This is a genomic window from Psychrobium sp. MM17-31 (genome assembly GCF_022347785.1).
In the GTDB taxonomy this organism is placed as follows: Bacteria; Pseudomonadota; Gammaproteobacteria; order Enterobacterales; family Psychrobiaceae; genus Psychrobium.
In genome coordinates this window covers 73,688-91,247 of record NZ_JAKRGA010000006.1, presented here as the reverse complement: position 1 = coordinate 91,247, position 17,560 = coordinate 73,688, and the positions used below count along the sequence as shown (strand labels likewise).

19 protein-coding genes are annotated in these 17,560 nt (G+C 43.3%); 7 read left to right on the top strand and 12 right to left on the bottom strand.

Annotated features, from left to right (window positions below):
* Positions 1-47 precede the first annotated feature (47 nt).
* Together recQ and MHM98_RS16875 are read left to right on the top strand one after the other, a co-directional pair.
* The gene (gene recQ / locus MHM98_RS16880; RefSeq protein ID WP_239440540.1) at positions 48-1,865 is read left to right on the top strand and encodes a DNA helicase RecQ; all 1,818 of its coding nucleotides are present in this window, start codon (positions 48-50) and stop codon (positions 1,863-1,865) included.
* Between the two features lie 74 nt (positions 1,866-1,939).
* Positions 1,940-2,143, top strand: a complete 204-nt coding sequence (locus MHM98_RS16875; RefSeq protein ID WP_239440539.1) for a hypothetical protein — start codon at positions 1,940-1,942, stop codon at positions 2,141-2,143.
* 421 nt (positions 2,144-2,564) lie between these two features.
* On the opposite strand, the gene tdh is transcribed toward MHM98_RS16875, so the two are convergent.
* From tdh to MHM98_RS16860, 3 genes are all read right to left on the bottom strand, one after another.
* Entirely contained in the window at positions 2,565-3,590 is a 1,026-nt protein-coding gene (gene tdh, locus MHM98_RS16870; RefSeq protein ID WP_239440538.1) for an L-threonine 3-dehydrogenase, read from the bottom strand.
* Positions 3,591-3,592: 2 nt separating this feature from the next.
* On the bottom strand, positions 3,593-4,783 hold the full coding sequence (locus MHM98_RS16865) for a glycine C-acetyltransferase (RefSeq protein WP_239440537.1): 1,191 nt from the start codon (positions 4,781-4,783) through the stop codon (positions 3,593-3,595).
* Between the two features lie 226 nt (positions 4,784-5,009).
* The gene (locus tag MHM98_RS16860; protein WP_239440536.1) at positions 5,010-5,663 is read right to left on the bottom strand and encodes a TetR/AcrR family transcriptional regulator; all 654 of its coding nucleotides are present in this window, start codon (positions 5,661-5,663) and stop codon (positions 5,010-5,012) included.
* 124 nt (positions 5,664-5,787) lie between these two features.
* On the opposite strand from MHM98_RS16860, the gene waaA reads away from it, so the two are divergent.
* Positions 5,788-7,053, top strand: a complete 1,266-nt coding sequence (gene waaA, locus MHM98_RS16855; protein ID WP_239440535.1) for a lipid IV(A) 3-deoxy-D-manno-octulosonic acid transferase — start codon at positions 5,788-5,790, stop codon at positions 7,051-7,053.
* A 9-nt stretch (positions 7,054-7,062) separates the two neighbouring features.
* Here the strand turns inward: waaA and MHM98_RS16850 are convergent, their stop codons facing one another.
* Positions 7,063-7,782, bottom strand: a complete 720-nt coding sequence (locus tag MHM98_RS16850) for a 3-deoxy-D-manno-octulosonic acid kinase (RefSeq protein ID WP_239440534.1) — start codon at positions 7,780-7,782, stop codon at positions 7,063-7,065.
* Positions 7,783-7,889: 107 nt separating this feature from the next.
* Here MHM98_RS16850 and MHM98_RS16845 point away from each other — a divergent pair, with 107 nt between their 5' ends.
* Positions 7,890-8,945 carry a glycosyltransferase family 9 protein gene (locus MHM98_RS16845; RefSeq protein WP_239440533.1) on the top strand — a complete coding sequence of 352 codons (1,056 nt, stop codon included), beginning with the start codon at positions 7,890-7,892 and terminating at the stop codon, positions 8,943-8,945.
* Between the two features lie 21 nt (positions 8,946-8,966).
* Here MHM98_RS16845 and MHM98_RS16840 read toward each other — a convergent pair whose 3' ends face one another.
* Genes MHM98_RS16840 through MHM98_RS16830 form a run of 3 tightly spaced genes read right to left on the bottom strand, consistent with a single transcriptional unit; the run spans position 8,967 to position 11,869 of the window.
* Positions 8,967-9,998, bottom strand: coding sequence for a CDP-glycerol glycerophosphotransferase family protein (locus MHM98_RS16840; RefSeq protein ID WP_239440532.1), 1,032 nt, complete (start codon positions 9,996-9,998; stop codon positions 8,967-8,969).
* Between the two features lie 13 nt (positions 9,999-10,011).
* A complete protein-coding gene (locus tag MHM98_RS16835) occupies positions 10,012-10,410 on the bottom strand; it encodes an adenylyltransferase/cytidyltransferase family protein (RefSeq protein ID WP_239440665.1) in 399 nt (132 codons plus the stop codon).
* A 13-nt stretch (positions 10,411-10,423) separates the two neighbouring features.
* Positions 10,424-11,869: a capsule assembly Wzi family protein gene (locus tag MHM98_RS16830; RefSeq protein ID WP_239440531.1), complete on the bottom strand. Its 1,446-nt coding sequence runs from the start codon at positions 11,867-11,869 to the stop codon at positions 10,424-10,426.
* Between the two features lie 144 nt (positions 11,870-12,013).
* Here MHM98_RS16830 and coaD point away from each other — a divergent pair, with 144 nt between their 5' ends.
* Positions 12,014-12,493 carry a pantetheine-phosphate adenylyltransferase gene (coaD, locus tag MHM98_RS16825; protein ID WP_239440530.1) on the top strand — a complete coding sequence of 160 codons (480 nt, stop codon included), beginning with the start codon at positions 12,014-12,016 and terminating at the stop codon, positions 12,491-12,493.
* A 41-nt stretch (positions 12,494-12,534) separates the two neighbouring features.
* Here the strand turns inward: coaD and mutM are convergent, their stop codons facing one another.
* From mutM to radC, 5 genes are all read right to left on the bottom strand, one after another.
* A complete protein-coding gene (gene mutM, locus MHM98_RS16820) occupies positions 12,535-13,347 on the bottom strand; it encodes a bifunctional DNA-formamidopyrimidine glycosylase/DNA-(apurinic or apyrimidinic site) lyase (protein ID WP_239440529.1) in 813 nt (270 codons plus the stop codon).
* Positions 13,348-13,353: 6 nt separating this feature from the next.
* Entirely contained in the window at positions 13,354-13,800 is a 447-nt protein-coding gene (locus MHM98_RS16815; RefSeq protein WP_239440528.1) for a hypothetical protein, read from the bottom strand.
* A 397-nt stretch (positions 13,801-14,197) separates the two neighbouring features.
* The gene (gene rpmG, locus MHM98_RS16810; protein WP_239440527.1) at positions 14,198-14,350 is read right to left on the bottom strand and encodes a 50S ribosomal protein L33; all 153 of its coding nucleotides are present in this window, start codon (positions 14,348-14,350) and stop codon (positions 14,198-14,200) included.
* 11 nt (positions 14,351-14,361) lie between these two features.
* Complete coding sequence (gene rpmB / locus MHM98_RS16805; protein WP_239440526.1) at positions 14,362-14,598, bottom strand: 50S ribosomal protein L28; 237 nt, start codon at positions 14,596-14,598, stop codon at positions 14,362-14,364.
* Positions 14,599-14,808: 210 nt separating this feature from the next.
* Complete coding sequence (radC, locus tag MHM98_RS16800) at positions 14,809-15,498, bottom strand: DNA repair protein RadC (RefSeq protein ID WP_239440525.1); 690 nt, start codon at positions 15,496-15,498, stop codon at positions 14,809-14,811.
* A gap of 127 nt (positions 15,499-15,625) precedes the next feature.
* On the opposite strand from radC, the gene coaBC reads away from it, so the two are divergent.
* Positions 15,626-16,825 carry a bifunctional phosphopantothenoylcysteine decarboxylase/phosphopantothenate--cysteine ligase CoaBC gene (gene coaBC / locus MHM98_RS16795; RefSeq protein ID WP_239440524.1) on the top strand — a complete coding sequence of 400 codons (1,200 nt, stop codon included), beginning with the start codon at positions 15,626-15,628 and terminating at the stop codon, positions 16,823-16,825.
* Positions 16,826-16,869: 44 nt separating this feature from the next.
* A complete protein-coding gene (gene slmA, locus MHM98_RS16790; protein WP_239440523.1) occupies positions 16,870-17,454 on the top strand; it encodes a nucleoid occlusion factor SlmA in 585 nt (194 codons plus the stop codon).
* Positions 17,455-17,560 lie beyond the last annotated feature (106 nt).

Sequence of the window (17,560 nt, the reverse complement as noted above, 5' to 3'; positions counted from 1 at the left end):
GTCGATTACACTACGTCTTCTGATTTTTAGATGCATAAAGAGACGCAGTGCAAACAACGCAGTCAACGCCGCAACAGGTTCTAAGCCAAGTTTTTGGTTACAGTGAATTTCGCGCCGGACAACTAGACATCATCGAGCAAACGCTAAACCATCGCGATTGCCTCGTTATTATGCCAACAGGTGGTGGTAAGTCGCTGTGTTTTCAAATTCCCGCGCTGTTAATGTCTGGCATTACCATAGTGATTTCGCCGCTGATTTCACTGATGAAAGATCAAGTAGACACCCTTAAAGCCAATGGCGTTGCCGCAGCTTACTTAAACTCAAGCCAAAGCCGCGAAGAATCCATCGCGGTACTTAATGCATTGCAATACGGTGAAATCAAATTAATTTACGTAGCGCCAGAGCGCATCCTTCAGCCGAGTTTTTTAGAGCGCATTCAGCAGCTGCATATCTCACTAATTGCCATAGATGAAGCACACTGTATTTCTCAATGGGGGCACGACTTTAGACCGGAATATACCAATCTTGGTCAAATCAAATCAGTGTTACCAACACCGCCAATTATGGCGCTAACGGCAACGGCAGATGACGCAACTCGCCAAGAAATAGCTTCGCGCTTGAATCTTAATAATCCGTTTTATCATCAAGCGAGTTTCGATCGCCCTAATATTCGCTACACCCTGTATGAAAAATTCAAACCTTTTCATCAACTGTTGCAATATTTAAAAACCCAAGGCGACAACTCCGGCATTATCTATTGCACTACCCGTAAACAGGTGGAAGAAACGACTGCCAAATTACAGCAGCAACACCTGAGTGTACTTGGCTACCACGGTGGCATGGAGCACAGCGAGCGGATGAGCGTGCAAGAGAGCTTTATTCGCGGCGACACCGATATCGTTGTAGCAACAGTGGCGTTTGGCATGGGCATTGACAAACCCGATGTGCGCTTTGTTATTCACTACAACATTCCGAAAAATATCGAGTCCTATTATCAAGAGACTGGCCGTGCTGGTCGTGATGGCATGAACGCCGAAGCGGTAATGCTATACGATCCAAGCGATACTGGACGGGTGCGCTTTTTGATTGAACAAGGCAATAACCAAGCTCAACAGCAGGTAGAGCATCAAAAACTCAATGCGATGGCTGCCTTTGCCGAGGCGCAAACTTGTCGCCGGCAAGTACTTCTGCACTATTTTGGTGAATACGGCTCAGAAAAGTGTGGCAACTGCGATATTTGTTTAGATCCACCCAAGCATTTTGACGGCACAGTAGTCGCGCAAAAAGCCCTGTCTTGTGTTTATCGCGTGCAGCAAAACTTTGGTGTCGCTTATGTTATTGATGTACTGCGCGGCTCTAAAAATCAGCGTATTTTAGACTATGGCCACGACAAACTAACCACTTACGGTATAGGTGTTGAACACAGCACCGAATATTGGCTCAGTATCTTCCGCCAACTCATTCATCTTGGCTACTTACGCCAAGACATCACCCGCAGCTCGGTATTAATGCTCAACCCAGAAGCACGAGCGGTACTTAAGGGAGAAAAACGGGTAGAACTTGCGGTGCCACGTCTGCAAGCCATTACCAAGAGCAGCAGCGCCAAAGGCCGCTCTCGCAAAGACGACTACGATTACGACGAAGTACTATTTGCCAAACTACGCACCCTGCGTAAAACCATTGCCGATGATCAAGGCGTGCCACCTTACGTAGTGTTTAGCGACGCTAGCCTCGCAGAAATGGCTGAGCAACAGCCACAAACTCCATTCGAATTACTACGGGTTAACGGCGTAGGTGAGCGAAAGCTCGAAAAATTCGGCGATGAATTCTTGGCGTTGATTAGGGAGTATCAGTTTGAGAATTAAGCTTTTTAGATTAATAAAGCATGCTATGCTTTAATGTACCCCAAAGGAATAAACACTGATAAGGAATTTAACCTATGTTCACCATTAAAGCATTGATTCTCGTTGTTCTAGCAATTACAGCCTTCATTCTTTATAGAAAGGGTAATCCGAAAGGCGCCATCGCTCTCTCAGGATGCTTAATTGCATTGTCGGCAATTTCTAATTCCGATATTCACAATATCCCAGAAGGCATTGAATGTTTTATTCAAGGTGTTAAAGATGGATATAACGAAGCCTAATTGAACGGCGGAGCAAAGAATGAGATTTCTACTTTCATCATTATTAGCGATACCAATTGTTCTTCTTTCATTTGTACTAATGGTCAGTTTAATTAATTCTGAAGGCTATCACGGCAGAAGTGTAGTTTATTGTTTTCCAGGAATGCAGCTAGATTCTTCTTATTTTGATGAAAATCAAACATCAACTAATGCTTCTAAATGTATGGATTGTGGAAGCTCGTATCGTCGGCTACCACCATTTATACCAGTTCATGACACACCTTCTACAAGCAGATTAGGTTCACAAATTGAGTCTATAATTTCACTAAATGAATTAAAAAGTGAGCTAATTTACTCATCAAGAATCCACTAAATTACGCTGTAACATATAAAAAAGCCCAACAATGTTGGGCTTTTCTTCATTCGGTAATAGTCAAAAAAACTAATCCCAGTGCAGGATTACCTTACCTGATTGACCAGAGCCCATGACATCGAAGCCCTTCTGGAATTCATCGATTGGAAAGTGGTGGGTGATAATCGGTGAAATATCTAAACCAGATTGAATCAAGCTCGCCATCTTGTACCAAGTTTCAAACATCTCACGGCCGTAGATACCTTTGATTACTAAGCCTTTGAAAATCACTTTGTCCCAGTCGATTGACATGTCTGACGGTGGAATACCTAACATAGCGATACGACCACCGTGGTTCATGGCATCTAGCATGCTTTGGAAAGCCATAGGTACACCTGACATTTCCATGCCAACATCAAAACCTTCCGTCATGCCAAGATCTTTCATAACATCTTCAAGGTTTTCTTCGGCAACGTTAACAGCGCGAGTCGCACCCATCTTTTCCGCTAATTCTAAGCGATATGGATTTACGTCAGTAATTACCACATGGCGTGCGCCAACGTGTTTACAGATAGCTACCGCCATGATGCCGATTGGGCCAGCACCAGTAATTAATACGTCTTCACCAACTAAATCAAATGAAAGAGCTGTGTGCACGGCATTACCGAATGGGTCGAATACTGCGGCTAACTCATCTGAGATATCATCTGGTAGTTTAAAGGCGTTAAATGCTGGAATAACTAAGTATTCAGCAAATGAGCCTTCGCGGTTTACACCAACACCTGTGGTATTACGACATAGATGAGTACGGCCACCGCGACAGTTACGACAGTGACCACAGGTAATGTGACCTTCACCAGATACGCGATCGCCTAGCTCGAAGCCTTTTACTTCTTGACCGATACCAACAACTTCACCCACGTATTCGTGACCAACAACCATAGGAACTGGAATAGTGCGTTGTGACCATTCGTCCCAGTTGTAGATGTGCATGTCAGTACCACAAATAGCGGTTTTTTTAATTTTAATTAATAGATCGTTGTGGCCCATTTTCGGTGTAGGCGCATCAACCATCCAAATGCCTTTTTCGGCTTTTAATTTACTTAAGGCTTTCATGCTTAGATAACCTCTAGCTCTTTACCAACTTCGATAAAGGCAGCAATAGCGCGATCTAGCTGCTCTTTAGTGTGTGCTGCTGACATCTGGGTACGAATACGCGCTTGACCTTTTGGCACAACAGGGAAAGAGAAACCAATAACGTAAATGCCTTTCTCTAGTAACTTATCAGCCATAGTCGAGGCTAATTTCGCATCGCCTAGCATTACAGGAACGATAGCGTGGTCAGCACCAGCCATAGTGAAACCAGCAGCGCCCATTTGCGTGCGGAAGTACTCTGCATTAGCTTTTACTTGATCACGTAAGTCTTGCCCGTTTTTCAGCATGTCTAATACTTTGATTGACGCTGAAACAATCGCCGGTGCTAGTGAGTTTGAGAATAAGTAAGGGCGTGAACGTTGACGTAACCAGTCTACAATCTCTTTACTCGCCGACGTGAAACCACCTGATGCGCCGCCTAATGCTTTACCCAAGGTACCAGTGATGATGTCTACGCGATCCATTACTTCACAGTATTCGTGTGTGCCGCGACCTTCTTCGCCAACAAAACCAACGGCGTGAGAATCATCAACCATTACCATAGCATCGTATTTATCAGCTAAATCACACACGCCTTTAAGGTTAGCGATAACACCGTCCATTGAGAAAACGCCGTCGGTAGCGATTAGTTTAAAGCGCGCGCCGGCTTCTGTCGCTGCGATTAGTTGCTCTTCTAGTGCTGCCATGTCGTTGTTAGCGTAACGGAAGCGTTTTGCTTTACACAGGCGAACGCCATCGATAATTGAAGCGTGATTTAATGCATCTGAAATGATTGCATCTTCTGGGCCTAATAGCGTTTCGAATAAACCAGCGTTAGCATCGAAACAAGAAGAGTAAAGAATAGTGTCTTCCATACCTAGGAAATCACTTAAATCTCTTTCTAGTTGCTTGTGAATGTCTTGCGTACCACAGATAAAACGCACAGATGCCATACCAAAGCCGTTTTTATCAAGGCCAGCTTTCGCTGCTTCAATAAGATCAGGATGGTTAGCTAACCCTAGGTAGTTATTCGCACAAAAGTTAATTACGTCACCCTTGGCAACGGCGATATCAGTTTCTTGAGGAGACAACAAGAAACGCTCTTCCTTGTAGAGACCTTCGGCCTTAACTTGTTCTAGTTGCTCAGAAATGAATTGATTAAATGCTTTAGACATAATGTCCCCTCACGTTAATTTCCATACCGGCTCATAATGATTAAGCAGATGGTCAAATATTGATAAGGTAAGTTTAATCGGATTAAAAAACTAAATCAGCTCTTTGGGTCGGATAATTAAGCACTATTAGAATATTTCATGGTAAAGATATCATTACGATATTAATACTTTGTTTTTAAAATATAAAAAACATAAGATACGCAGTAGACATTAGCTAAACTAATCTCTATTTCATATCACTTACATTAGATTTCATCATCTTTGAGTATTTTTGTTCAATTTCTTGAATATTCGCTAAACCGGACGGTGTTAAATAGCCTTTAACCACATTAAATACTTTTAAGACACCTTGTGAGATTGTCGCTTGAGTAATTTCTCCAAGACTTTGGGTGTGTTGATAGCTGATCCAAAACGCCACCACTAATTTAAGGGTATGGGCTAAATCATCAATCATTTCATCATCTAGCGTAATAAAACCCTGACTTCTCACTTGTTTTAAGGTCTTGACCAAACGCTGATAAAGAGACTTTTGCGCCACTAGATAACGCTCGTGAAGCTGTGGGTCACGGGCGAGAATATCCGGCAGATTGGCGTAGAAAAATCTAAATTGCCACATCGAGTAGAATACGCGTTCAAGGTAGTACATCATCTCATCCATGCCCTGACTACTTTCGTCTTGCGGCGTGAACATTTGGTCGAGGTTTTTCTCATACAGCTTATAGATAGAACGAATAATGTCGTCTTTGTTGCGATAGTGATAATAGAGATTGCCGGGGCTAATACCGACATATTCGGCAATGTGATTGGTGGTTACATTGCGCTCTCCTTGCTCGTTGAATAACTCAATACTGCCTTGAATAATCTTATCTTTCGTTTTCATGCGTAGCTTTTCACTATCTTATGGTTTGATTTATAACGCCGTATTTTGATTTACGGTAAAACGGCGTAAAATGCCCGTTAGGCGTTTCGCCAATGTAACCTGTAATCGGAGTTTGTGCAAAGTAATGAATCGTTTTTTCTACAATGTTTTTATGTATTTAGCCACTCCCTTTTTCTTGCTTTACTTGTTGTATCGCGCGCTAAAAAGCGACGATTATCGCGGCCGAGTTGGCGAGCGATTTGGCTTTAGAAAACTCACCTTAACCAAGCCTGTTATTCTAGTGCACAGTGTCTCTGTTGGTGAAACCATTGCTGCAACACCGCTAATAAAACAACTAGTTAGTGGTTATCCCGAACATCATATTTTAGTAACCACTAGCACCCCTACAGGCAGCGAAGTGGTCAAGAAAAACTTTGGCGACAGCGTGGTTCATTGCTACCTGCCCATTGATCTACCCGGCAGCGTTAAGCGCTTTCTAAAGCAGGTTAAACCACAAGCTGTCATAGTGATGGAAACCGAATTGTGGCCGAATCTCATTCACCAACTATCAAGTGCTAGCACACCAATTTTATTGGCTAATGCGCGTATGTCTGAAAAGTCGATGAATGGCTACTTGGGTAAGGCTGCGCCATTAATGCATGAAATGCTTAACAAGCTTGATTGCGTAGCGGCGCAATACGCTAGCGATGGTGAGCGCTTTGTTAAGCTTGGACTGCCTGAGGAAAAACTCACTATCGGCGGTAGCATTAAGTTTGAGCTAAGCATTTCTGATGAGCTAAAAACGAAGCAACAAGCATTAAAACAGCAGTGGGCGCCAAATCGCCCAGTATGGGTTGCAGGCAGCACCCATCCCGGTGAAAATGAGCAGATATTTGAGACCCACAAGACCTTATTAAGAGATTTTCCCGACCTATTATTAGTCGTTATTCCCCGCCACAGCGAGCGCTTTGATGAAGTTACGCAACAAGCGTCTGATGTAGGCTTTGCCATAGTGCGCCGCAGTGAAGGGGTTGCGCCAAATAACGATACTCAAGTTGTGATTGGCGATACTATGGGAGAAATGTTGCTGTTATTAGGCATTAGCGATATTAGCTATATCGGTGGCAGCCTAATCGAGCGCGGCGGTCATAATCCGCTAGAGCCAGCAGCACTTGGCAAACCAGTCATTATGGGGCCATCTTGCTATAACTTTAGCGACATCTGCGACAAACTCGTTGCTAGTGGTGGTCTGCAACAAGTGGCCAATAGTGACGAATTAGCGATCTTTATTAGCCAGTTACTTAACGACGGTATTCAGTGCAGTGAAATGGGAGCTAAGGCACTACAAGTTGTTGTTGATAACCAAGGAACGCTTGCCCGCTTAATGAATTGGGTTAAGCAGAAGGTTTAACTAGAAGAGTTAAGCATCTAACTCTGCTTTGTAAGCACTCATTAACGTTTGCCAATTATCATCCGTAAAATAAAACTGCGGTAATTGGTTTAACTCTTTGTTAAATGAGCGCAGCAACCTATCGAGGTTATCCTGACACCATTGGCCGCGCTGTACTTTAATTTCGCCGCGGTCAAAATCAATCAGCCATGCTTTGTTGTCTTTATTGATCAGGATGTTATGGGCATTTAAATCGGCGTGATATACCTTGTGTTTATGGAATAACGCAATGGTTTTCCCTACCTCTTGCCACAACTCATCACTCATAGGCGCACTGGTTAACAAGGCCACTAAATCTTTGCCGCCATCGACCATTTTCATTAGTAAATCGGCGCGATAGCTCAAACCTGACTTCGTCACTTGCGCCGCCACCACGCGGCACGCTGATAACTGGCGTTTTTCCAATTCAACGAGCAATTCGTACTCGCGGTATGGACGAGTCTTCTCAAGGCCTTCAAACCAATATTTATCGGTCACTAGCTTGCCAATCAAACCGCCACGATAGTAATGGCGCAGTACCATTGGAGAGTCTTTTTCGCCGACAAACCAAGTCACGTTGCGGCCACGTGATTGTCCCAAGATTTTGTCTTGCGTTTGCCAGTAGCTCGGCTCAAACCATTCTTTGGTAACTGAAAGCTCAGGCGCGTGAATTAACCATTGATTAGCGTCTTGATGGATATGTGTTTGCAAGAAAGGTGACCTAGTGAATTTTTTGATAATTCTATCACTGCCTTATTGGTAATCAATGACAGATTTCATGCTAAACTGCTCGCTCATTTTATCTAAGGCGTTAATTCATGAAATTTCCAAGTGATTCTCCACAGTCGATTTGTATTTTACGATTATCGGCGATCGGCGATGTTTGTAACTGTGTCGCAGCTGTGCAAGCCATGCAGCGCAAATGGCCAGAGGCGAAGTTCACTTGGGTAGTTGGTAAGGTTGAGGCCATGTTGCTAAAAGACTTACCGGGCGTTGAATTTGTTGTTTTCGACAAAGGCGCAGGCACGCAAGGCTATAAAGATCTCAAAGCCAAAATGAAAGGTCGCAAATTCGATGTCTTACTGCAAATGCAAGTAGCACTGCGCGCCAGTCTTGCTAGCTTGTGTATTAAGGCAAAGTTTAAAGTTGGCTTTGATAAAGTTCGCGCCAAAGAAGGTCATTGGTTGTTCGTTAATCGTCGTATTGCCAGACAAAAAGAACCCCATGTTTTAGACGGCTTTATGGCATTTGCTGAAGTAGTTGGTGTTACTGACACCACGCCGACATGGAATATGCCATTACCGCGCGAAGATGACGAGTGGGCTAAAGCGCGCTTTAAAGCTGACAAACGCACCTTGGTAATTAGCCCTGCGGCGAGTAAAGCTGAGCGTAACTGGCACGCGGAAGGTTATGCGGCAATCGCTGATCATGCAGCTAAGAAAGGCTGGGATGTTATTTTATGTGGCGGCCCAACGGAGCTTGAGAAAAACCTTGGTGATGAGATTATGGCGCAGTGTAAATCAACACCGAAGAACATGATTGGCCAAACTAGCCTTAAGCAATTACTCGGTATGGTTAAGCATGCCGATATTGTATTAGCACCAGATACCGGCCCAGCGCATATGGCGGTAGCTATGGGTACACCTGTTATCGGTTTATATGCCCACAGTAATCCAGGTCGCACAGGCCCGTATTTATCGCGTGAATACGTGGTAAGTGTTTACGAACATCACATCGTTAGTCAGCAGCAACGACCACTAGAGATCGTAAAATGGGGAAAACGCGCCAAAGGCGAAAAGCTAATGAACGATATTACGATAAAGCGTGTACGTGATAAATTTGAAACGCTGATTTTAGATAAAGGCTTACATTAATTGCCTTTATCTAAGTCCAAATTAAAACTTCCAATAGCCCAGCTTTTTACGCATTTTTAAGTTGCGGAATAAATTCAGTGGCATGTTTTTAGGCGCTTGCTTACCATTATTTAGCAATTGTTGGGTGGCCTCATAAATGCGCTTTGCACTCTGGCCATCATCATAAGGGTGCAAGTCTAGCGCATAACCTTTTATATGTTGCGCTAACTCTTCAGGTGGTTGTAATGCTTGTTCGATAGAAGACTCTAGTTGGCTAGCATCACTAATATCTAACAAGTAATCTCCTGGTTGTGAATTATTGAGGGTTACCGCAGGTTTACCGAGCAATGCGAATTCGCCAATAATCGATGAAGTATCAGACACCATCACATCGCCTGCTTGTAGCACGTGAGACACATCGCAATCATCAACCACTTTGAGCTTGTCACTTTGGATACTACGATATTTTGCAATCCAGTCAGGATCCATTTTCGGATGAAACTTCACTAACCACTGCCAGTCTTTTTCACGGCTCAGGCGAGTAATTTCATCGAATAAAGCTGGTGCAGCAGTGAGTGATGGCGAGAAGGTTGGCGCGAATAAAATCGTCGGTACGTCGCGCTGTTCATCCCATTGATAGCTTGGGCTAGTAAATAAACCATCTAACTTAGGCCAGCCAGTCTCAATAATATCGAAATAGCCGTGCTGCGCCGCTAACTCGTTAAAACGGTTAGTCGTCGCAGGGCCGTGGGTACAATACAAGTCGAAACAACCACGAATGACGAAGTGCCCTTTCTTCTTCCATTCTAGGCCGTGGAATACTTGAACTTTAAGTCCAGGGATAAAGTTCGGGACAATATTACCCGGCACATAGGTCGCCAAAGGATTGAAATCTACTGCCTGTTGCGCCTCTGTGGTGTACATTTCGTCTTCGTTAAAATGAGCGACATTCACTTCATTGCCATAGACAAACCACAACACTTCACCGCCTTGCTGCCTAATGTGGCTTTGCAATGGACGTAAAATCTCAAACGAATAGTTTTGGGCAATAAAGAAAAGGTAATGTTGCTGCATAAGTCAAAGCCAATTAATTTGGTAAGTTTTTAACGATTTCAATAGTTTCTGTTGTTGATATTGATGGAGTACGCGGCAAATAAACCACGTCACACACATGCTTAAGATGATCAAATTTACCTTCCCAATCATCTCCCATCACCAACATATCAGCCTTGTGCTCAATTAAATATTGCTCTTTAAGCTCAAGTGACTCTTCAACAAAAACTTCGTCAACACAACGTAATGATTTTAGTATGTGAATGCGATCTTCTTGCGAATAAATCGGATTGCGACCTTTCTTACTCATGTTCAAAGCGTCAGAAGACACACCAACGATTAAGTAGTCCCCTTTTGCACGAGCTCGCTCTAGGATATTAACGTGACCCACATGAAAGACATCGAAGGTGCCAAAAGTAATAATACGCATTATTTAATTTCCAAAATTACCACAGTTTAGAGAAACCTAAACTTGAGAAAGACTCGCCATTAACATCTTTACCCGCATAGACATGCAGACCTAAAAAGTGTGATTTGTACTGCCAGTTGTAATCCACTTGCAGGTAGTGACCACGTTCGTAGTTGTGGCTAGCTGTAGACTCCGAATATTTATTTTGTACCGTGTGATATTTGACGCTTAGATGGCTACTTTCAGTCAGGTCATTGGTGTAACCAACACTTAATATTTCGGCGCCAATCATATCCCGAACGCCTTTTTCATCCCCCCACCAATGGCCCATTTTGTGGCCTTTGTTACTGTACCCTGCGAGATAAAGGTGATGCGTATACCAAGCGTCTTCAATTAATTGAGCGGTAAGGTTTAATGACTCTGTTTCAGACAAATACGGAATAAATAAACCTAGACTATAGGCCTTATTACCCAATTTATAATTTGAATAATCGTTAGTATCTTCACCAGCAACTTCTAAGATAATACTAAATGGATTGTCGCCCCAACTTAAATCGAATCGATTGGCGATTGACGCTTGTTGGTTGCCAAATTCATTATCACAGTTTTGTAGATCTGATTGTCCGCCACAGTTATCAGAACTCACAGGATCGATAATCGCGTCCCACACCTCGGATAATCCAACACTTCCGCGATCGCCACCGCCAAATTGCATAGTACGATTACCGGAAATTGTCCACCAGTCAGTAGGTTGCATACTCAAGTGCATGGTCAAGAAACCAGGCTTACCTGACGACAGCTTATCTTGAAACACAATGCCATCAACTTTTTCTAAACGACCAAAACCTAGTTCATACATAATGTTGTAATCAGTCATAGGCTTCACATTTGATAACGTCGCACCAAGCATTGGCAATGCCTGCGTCGAAATCATTTGCGAGCTATCTTGCAACGGCGATAACCAGTGTTCGCGATAGCCTAAATCGGCCTGCATGTACTCATTACCAACCGACAAGAAATTGCCAAAGTTGTAACTATAATTAGAACCACTAAAGCCACCGCCTACATTAGCAATCACATATTTATTAAATTGCGCAAAGCCAGTGGCTTCAACGTAGTATTCTTGCTCAGTTGAACGGCCACGAGAATTTGGTAGCGTTTTGTAATTTGAATCTGAAATTCGCAATTCAGATTTAAAATGCGTCAGCGCATAAGGCTTTTTAAAGCGCTTAATATAGCGATTAATACGACCATGTAATTTAGGATGAGATGTTTTTACTTCATCAAGATATTTAACAACGGTTGCGATGTGATAAGGCTTTTTTAACGCCGGATAACCAGTAATAGTTACTAAGCGCTCAATTTCCAATTCAAATACAGGATTGAGCTTAAGCGGTAGATACGGAGAAACCCCAGCTTGGGCGTTTTGCGCCAGTGACAACAAAGCTGTACCAACAGTAAGTCCTAATAATTGTTTTTTCATCAATAATCCATTGAGGTTAATCGCATTCTTGGATGCGCATGTTAGCAAAAATTATACGTAGACACTACGCCAAATCCCTTTGGCTACATAATCACGTAAAAAGTTGCTAGTATGAGCAAAAATTTTTAAAGCAAAGGTATTTTTGTGCATAGCAAAGCCATTTATCCGGGAACATTTGATCCCATCACTAACGGTCATTTAGATTTGATTGAACGCGCCGCAAAAATGTTTCAGCACGTAGTGGTTGGTGTTGCCAATAGCCCAAGTAAAAAACCGCTATTTAACCTCGATGAGCGTGTTGAGTTAGCATCTAAAGTAACAGCGCATTTGGACAATGTGTCTGTGGTTGGCTTTTCTGGACTATTAGTGGACTTTGCCAAAGATCATCAGGCAACAATTTTGATTCGCGGCTTACGAGCAGTGTCTGATTTCGAGTATGAATTCCAGTTAGCAAACATGAACCGTCGCCTCTACCCAGAATTAGAAAGTGTGTTTTTAACACCTGCGGAAGAAAACTCATTCATTTCTTCAACGCTGGTTAAAGAAGTCTCTATTCACGGCGGCAAAGTCGAGCAATTTGTACCGCCGCTAGTGGCACAAGAGTTAGAAAACAAGCTTGCCTAGCAATGAAAGTGCATACTTTAAATCATAAGTATGCGTTCAATTTATTCAGGCTGACATTGAGAACAAAACACACTCGCTCGTTGGCCAATTTTCACTCCCTGTAATTCACTCTTACAACGCAAACACGGTTCTCCTTCGCGCCCATAAACAAATAACGATTGGGCGAAATAACCCGGCTTGCCATCTGTCTGACTAAAATCTTTTAATGTGGTTCCGCCTTGCTTAATCGCAGCCGCCAAAACGTCCTTTATGGTACTAACTAATTGTGGAATCTTTTCTGTTGGTACCTTATTGGCGGGTGTTAAAGGATGTATCCCCGTCAAGAAAAGCGCTTCATTGGCATAAATATTACCGACGCCAACCACAACGGGATTATCCATAATAACCAGTTTAATCGCCGCCTTTCGCTTAGCGCATTTTTCAGCAAGATGCTCAGCATTAAAAGCATCGGTTAATGGCTCAGGTCCTAACTTTTCAAATACTTGATGCTCACCAGATTCATCAGCGTAAAGCACAGCACCAAAGCGGCGCGGATCATTAAGCCTTAACACTTTGTCACCGACAGTAACATCAACGTGATCGTGTTTTTTGAGGGGTGTAGACTTATCGATGACTCGCAAACTACCCGACATCCCCAAGTGAATGATGATGTGACCAATGGCAGTTTCAATGATGAGATATTTAGCACGACGCGAAATTGCAGTAATTTTTTGGCCAATTAGCTTTGCTAAATCAGCTTTTGGAATGTCCCAACGTAATTTCGGGGTGCGAATAACAATATCACTAATAGTTTTACCATCTAGGTGCTGGCTAACACCAAGGCGACTGACTTCAACTTCTGGTAACTCTGGCATTTTCTATTACCCTTTATCGATTTGGGCTAATTGCGCGGGCATTAAGCGCCACGTTTTCTGAGCAATAATATCGGTAATCAAGCCTTCTTGCGGCTGAATCCATAGTTTGGTTGGATGTTCTTGACCAGCTAACCACAGGGTCACGCGATAGCCTTCTTCTTCGCTAGTTGCCAAACTTACTTCGCCTGTCAACTCACCCCACGCTTGAATTAATGGTGCAGCTTCATCGGTTGGTAATTTATCACCAGGGTTAACTCGCCAACTGGTTCCCAAACGCTCTATCGCATAATTGGGATATTGCAAGGTTAAAATCATGCTTTGCTCAGGAAGAATGGGTACTACCTGCCCTTCGGCGTTGTCCACCAGCTTATCGTTCATTAAATTAAACATAATAATCATCCCCATACAGGCGAAGATAAGTACGTTGTTCCAACCTTTTTTCGACAAGCCCACAACGAGTCCTCAGCAATTAAATCGCTGATAGTCTACTGGGAAAAAGAATTAGGGAAAAGGAGAATCACCAATCTGACGTTTAATTGGGATTGAAAATTTTGTTCTTTGCTGTCTCTTCAACAAAGGCATTCGCTGTCATCGCATCGCTCTTTGCCATCCATAATAGGCCTCAACTGATACGCACGCTTCAGCAACCCTGCTCCTAGCCATCCATGGCTTCGCAGGATTGCCTACAGGGATGTAGGTACTTAGGCTTTGCAGGAGCAAAAAGCCTGACCGTTCATCAAGAACGTCACCGCTCCTTACCGTCCATGGTATCGCGGTATACCATTCATCCTGAATATAAAAAACCCAGCCGGGGCTGGGTTTTTCATTATCACGTTTGAAGAAAAATCAATTATTTGATTTTAGCTTCTTTGTACATTACGTGCTTACGAACGATTGGATCGTACTTTTTAAGCTCTAATTTCTCAGGCATAGTACGTTTGTTCTTGTCAGTTGTGTAAAAGTGGCTGCTTGCACTTGATACTAATTTAATTTTATCGCGCATTTTCTAACTCCTTAAACCTTTTCACCACGAGCACGCATTTCAGCTAAGACAGCGTCAATACCTTTCTTATCGATAATACGCATACCTTTAGTAGTTAAGCGTAATTTAACGAAACGGTTTTCACTCTCAACCCAAAAACGGTGAGTGTGAAGGTTTGGTAAGAAACGACGACGCGTGTGGTTTTTAGCGTGCGATACGTTGTTACCTGTTGCTGGTTTTTTACCAGTTACTTGGCAAACTCTAGACATGACTGTCCTCCAAAATATTTCTACTAGCTCGAGCTGTAAACTTGCCTCATTTGGCCTATGCTCGATGCTCAAATGAGGGCCGCATGCTGTGAATAACAACATACGCCTGATATAAGTTGTTTTAAAAAAAGAGACTACTTTTAAGCCTATGATGGGCAATAAAGGAGCTACGCTCTCAAAAACGCGGGCATTCTATCAGAAAAAAAACAATTAAAGTAGACCGTGATCGGCAAAAGAATAAGGATCATCTCGCCCAATAATGAAATGATCTAAAACCGTGACGTCGATCAGTGCCAGTGCGTCGACGATTCGCTGGGTAATTCTACGATCCGCTTCGCTAGGCGTTGCGATCCCCGATGGATGATTGTGACTGAGTATCACACTGGCGGCATTATATTTAATCACCTCGCGCACTATCTCTCGCGGATAAACACTTGCCGCATTAATAGTACCGCGAAAAACTTCATCACAACTAATCAACTGATTTTGATTATCGAGATACAACACATAAAAACACTCATATTGCAGCTCGCGCATCAAATGCGATAAATATTGAGCAACTGCATTTGAGCTAGTCATCGAAACTTTGGATTCTAATTGATGACGATAAAAACGCTTACTCATTTCCAACACAGCATTAAGCTGGGCGTATTTGGCGGGACCTAATCCTAAATGTTCACAAAACTGCTGCTGGTTTGCGCCAAGTAATTCATTTAAACCACCAAAGCTCACCAATAAGCGATTAGCCAATTCCACCGCCGAACATCCTTTGACACCAGTGCGTAAAAATATGGCTAATAGTTCACTGTCCGACAATGATTGCGCCCCATATTGTAGCAGCTTCTCACGTGGCCGCATTTGCTCCGGCCATTCCTTAATTGAACTATGACTGTCACTCATCCCCAACCTCCTGTTAGAAACACACGATGAAGAAATAGACATTAATTATGGGTCAAGTAAGCGAATTTCGCCGACTTTATGCTATCTTATGCCCCCAATTGAATATCAATGAATAAAGGCTTAGTTCATGACACTCGCAAACAAAAAAGTCGTCTTAGGGATCACAGGTGGAATCGCCGCTTATAAATGCCCTGAAATAGTTCGCCGATTAAAAGACTTACAATGTGACGTGCGTGTCGTGATGACTGCAGGTGCCAAAGAATTTATTACACCACTTACCCTACAAGCAGTGAGTGGCAATCCGGTAAGCGATAGCTTATTAGATCCTGCTGCCGAAGCGTCAATGGGCCACATCGAGCTAGCTAAATGGGCAGATTTAGTCGTTATAGCACCCGCATCTGCCGATGTAATTGCCAAAATTAACGCAGGTATGGCTAACGATTTACTGACCACCATTTGTTTAGCCACTAGCGCGCCAATCGCTATCGCCCCAGCGATGAACCAGCAAATGTACGCCGCTAAAGCCACCCAGCGCAACCTTGCCTGCCTTGAGCAAATGGGCATGTACATTTGGGGCCCTGCCAGCGGCGAGCAAGCCTGTGGCGATGTGGGTAAAGGCCGCTTATTAGAGCCGATGGAAATCGTTGAGCGCGTAACAAACCATTTTGCCGCGCCGTCATTAGATCTCAATATTTTAATTACCGCGGGACCAACCCGTGAAGCTATTGATCCCGTGCGCTATATCAGCAATCACAGCTCAGGAAAAATGGGCTTTGCCATTGCACAAGCAGCCAAACAACTTGGCGCTAATGTCACACTGATTGCTGGACCAGTGTCATTAACAACACCAAATGGTGTTAATCGCCTCGATGTAGTTAGCGCTAGCGATATGCACAAGCAAGCCATCATTCATGCACCAACGCACGATATTTTTATCGCCTGTGCTGCGGTTGCCGATTATCGCCCAGCTGCTATTAGCGATCAAAAAATCAAGAAAAACGACGATGACATGGTCGTTAGCATGATTAAGAACCCAGACATTCTGGCTGATGTTTCAGCGCTTGAAGAGCAACGCCCATTCTGCGTTGGTTTTGCCGCCGAAACTCAAGATGTTGAAACCTACGCCCGCGGAAAATTACAACGCAAAAAGCTTGATATGATTGCCGCCAACAACGTCAGCATTGCAGGCCAAGGTTTCAATAGTGATAGCAACGCACTCACATTATATTGGCCACAAGGTAAACTTGATTTACCACTGGCCGATAAACAAGAATTAGCAAAACAACTAGTAGTTGAAATTATTAAGCATTACAATCAGGCTCAATAAATTTTACATCCCCAACACTTTATAGCAGTAGGATTAGTTGCCTCATGGCCGTTACCAAAAAATCGAACCGTCGCGAACAAATACTCCAATCATTAGCTCACATGCTAGAAACTCCGGGAAACCGCATTACCACAGCAAAACTAGCTGCTGAGGTTGGCGTTTCTGAAGCTGCGCTATATCGCCACTTTCCATCAAAAGCGCGTATGTTTGAGGGATTAATCGAGTTTATTGAACAATCAGTACTATCACGCGTTAACATCATTACCAGTGAAGAAAAAAACACCTTACTTCGCTGTCATCACATCATCCAATTAGTGTTGTTGTTTGCCGAGAAAAATCCAGGTATCACGCGAATTCTTACTGGTGATGCACTACTTGGTGAACACGATAGGCTGCGCGAGCGCATCAGCCTGCTATTTGAAAAGCTAGAAACGCACCTCAAGCAAATTCTACGCGAACGCAAGCTACGCGAAGGAAAGAGCTTTGATATCGATGAAGCACAGCTCGCCAACATGTTACTTGCTTATGCCGAAGGCCGTATCAATCAGTTTGTCCGCAGCGGTTTTAAAACCAAGCCAACAGACGGTTTCGAACAGCAATGGCAACAATTTGCTAAGTTGTTGGGCTAAATAAATGATAGCTGCGTTATTGATTTTTCATATAGCGCTGCTATACATCAAAATAAATGCCTTGCTCTAATTCATTTATCCCCAAACTTATTTCAAACGATATAAA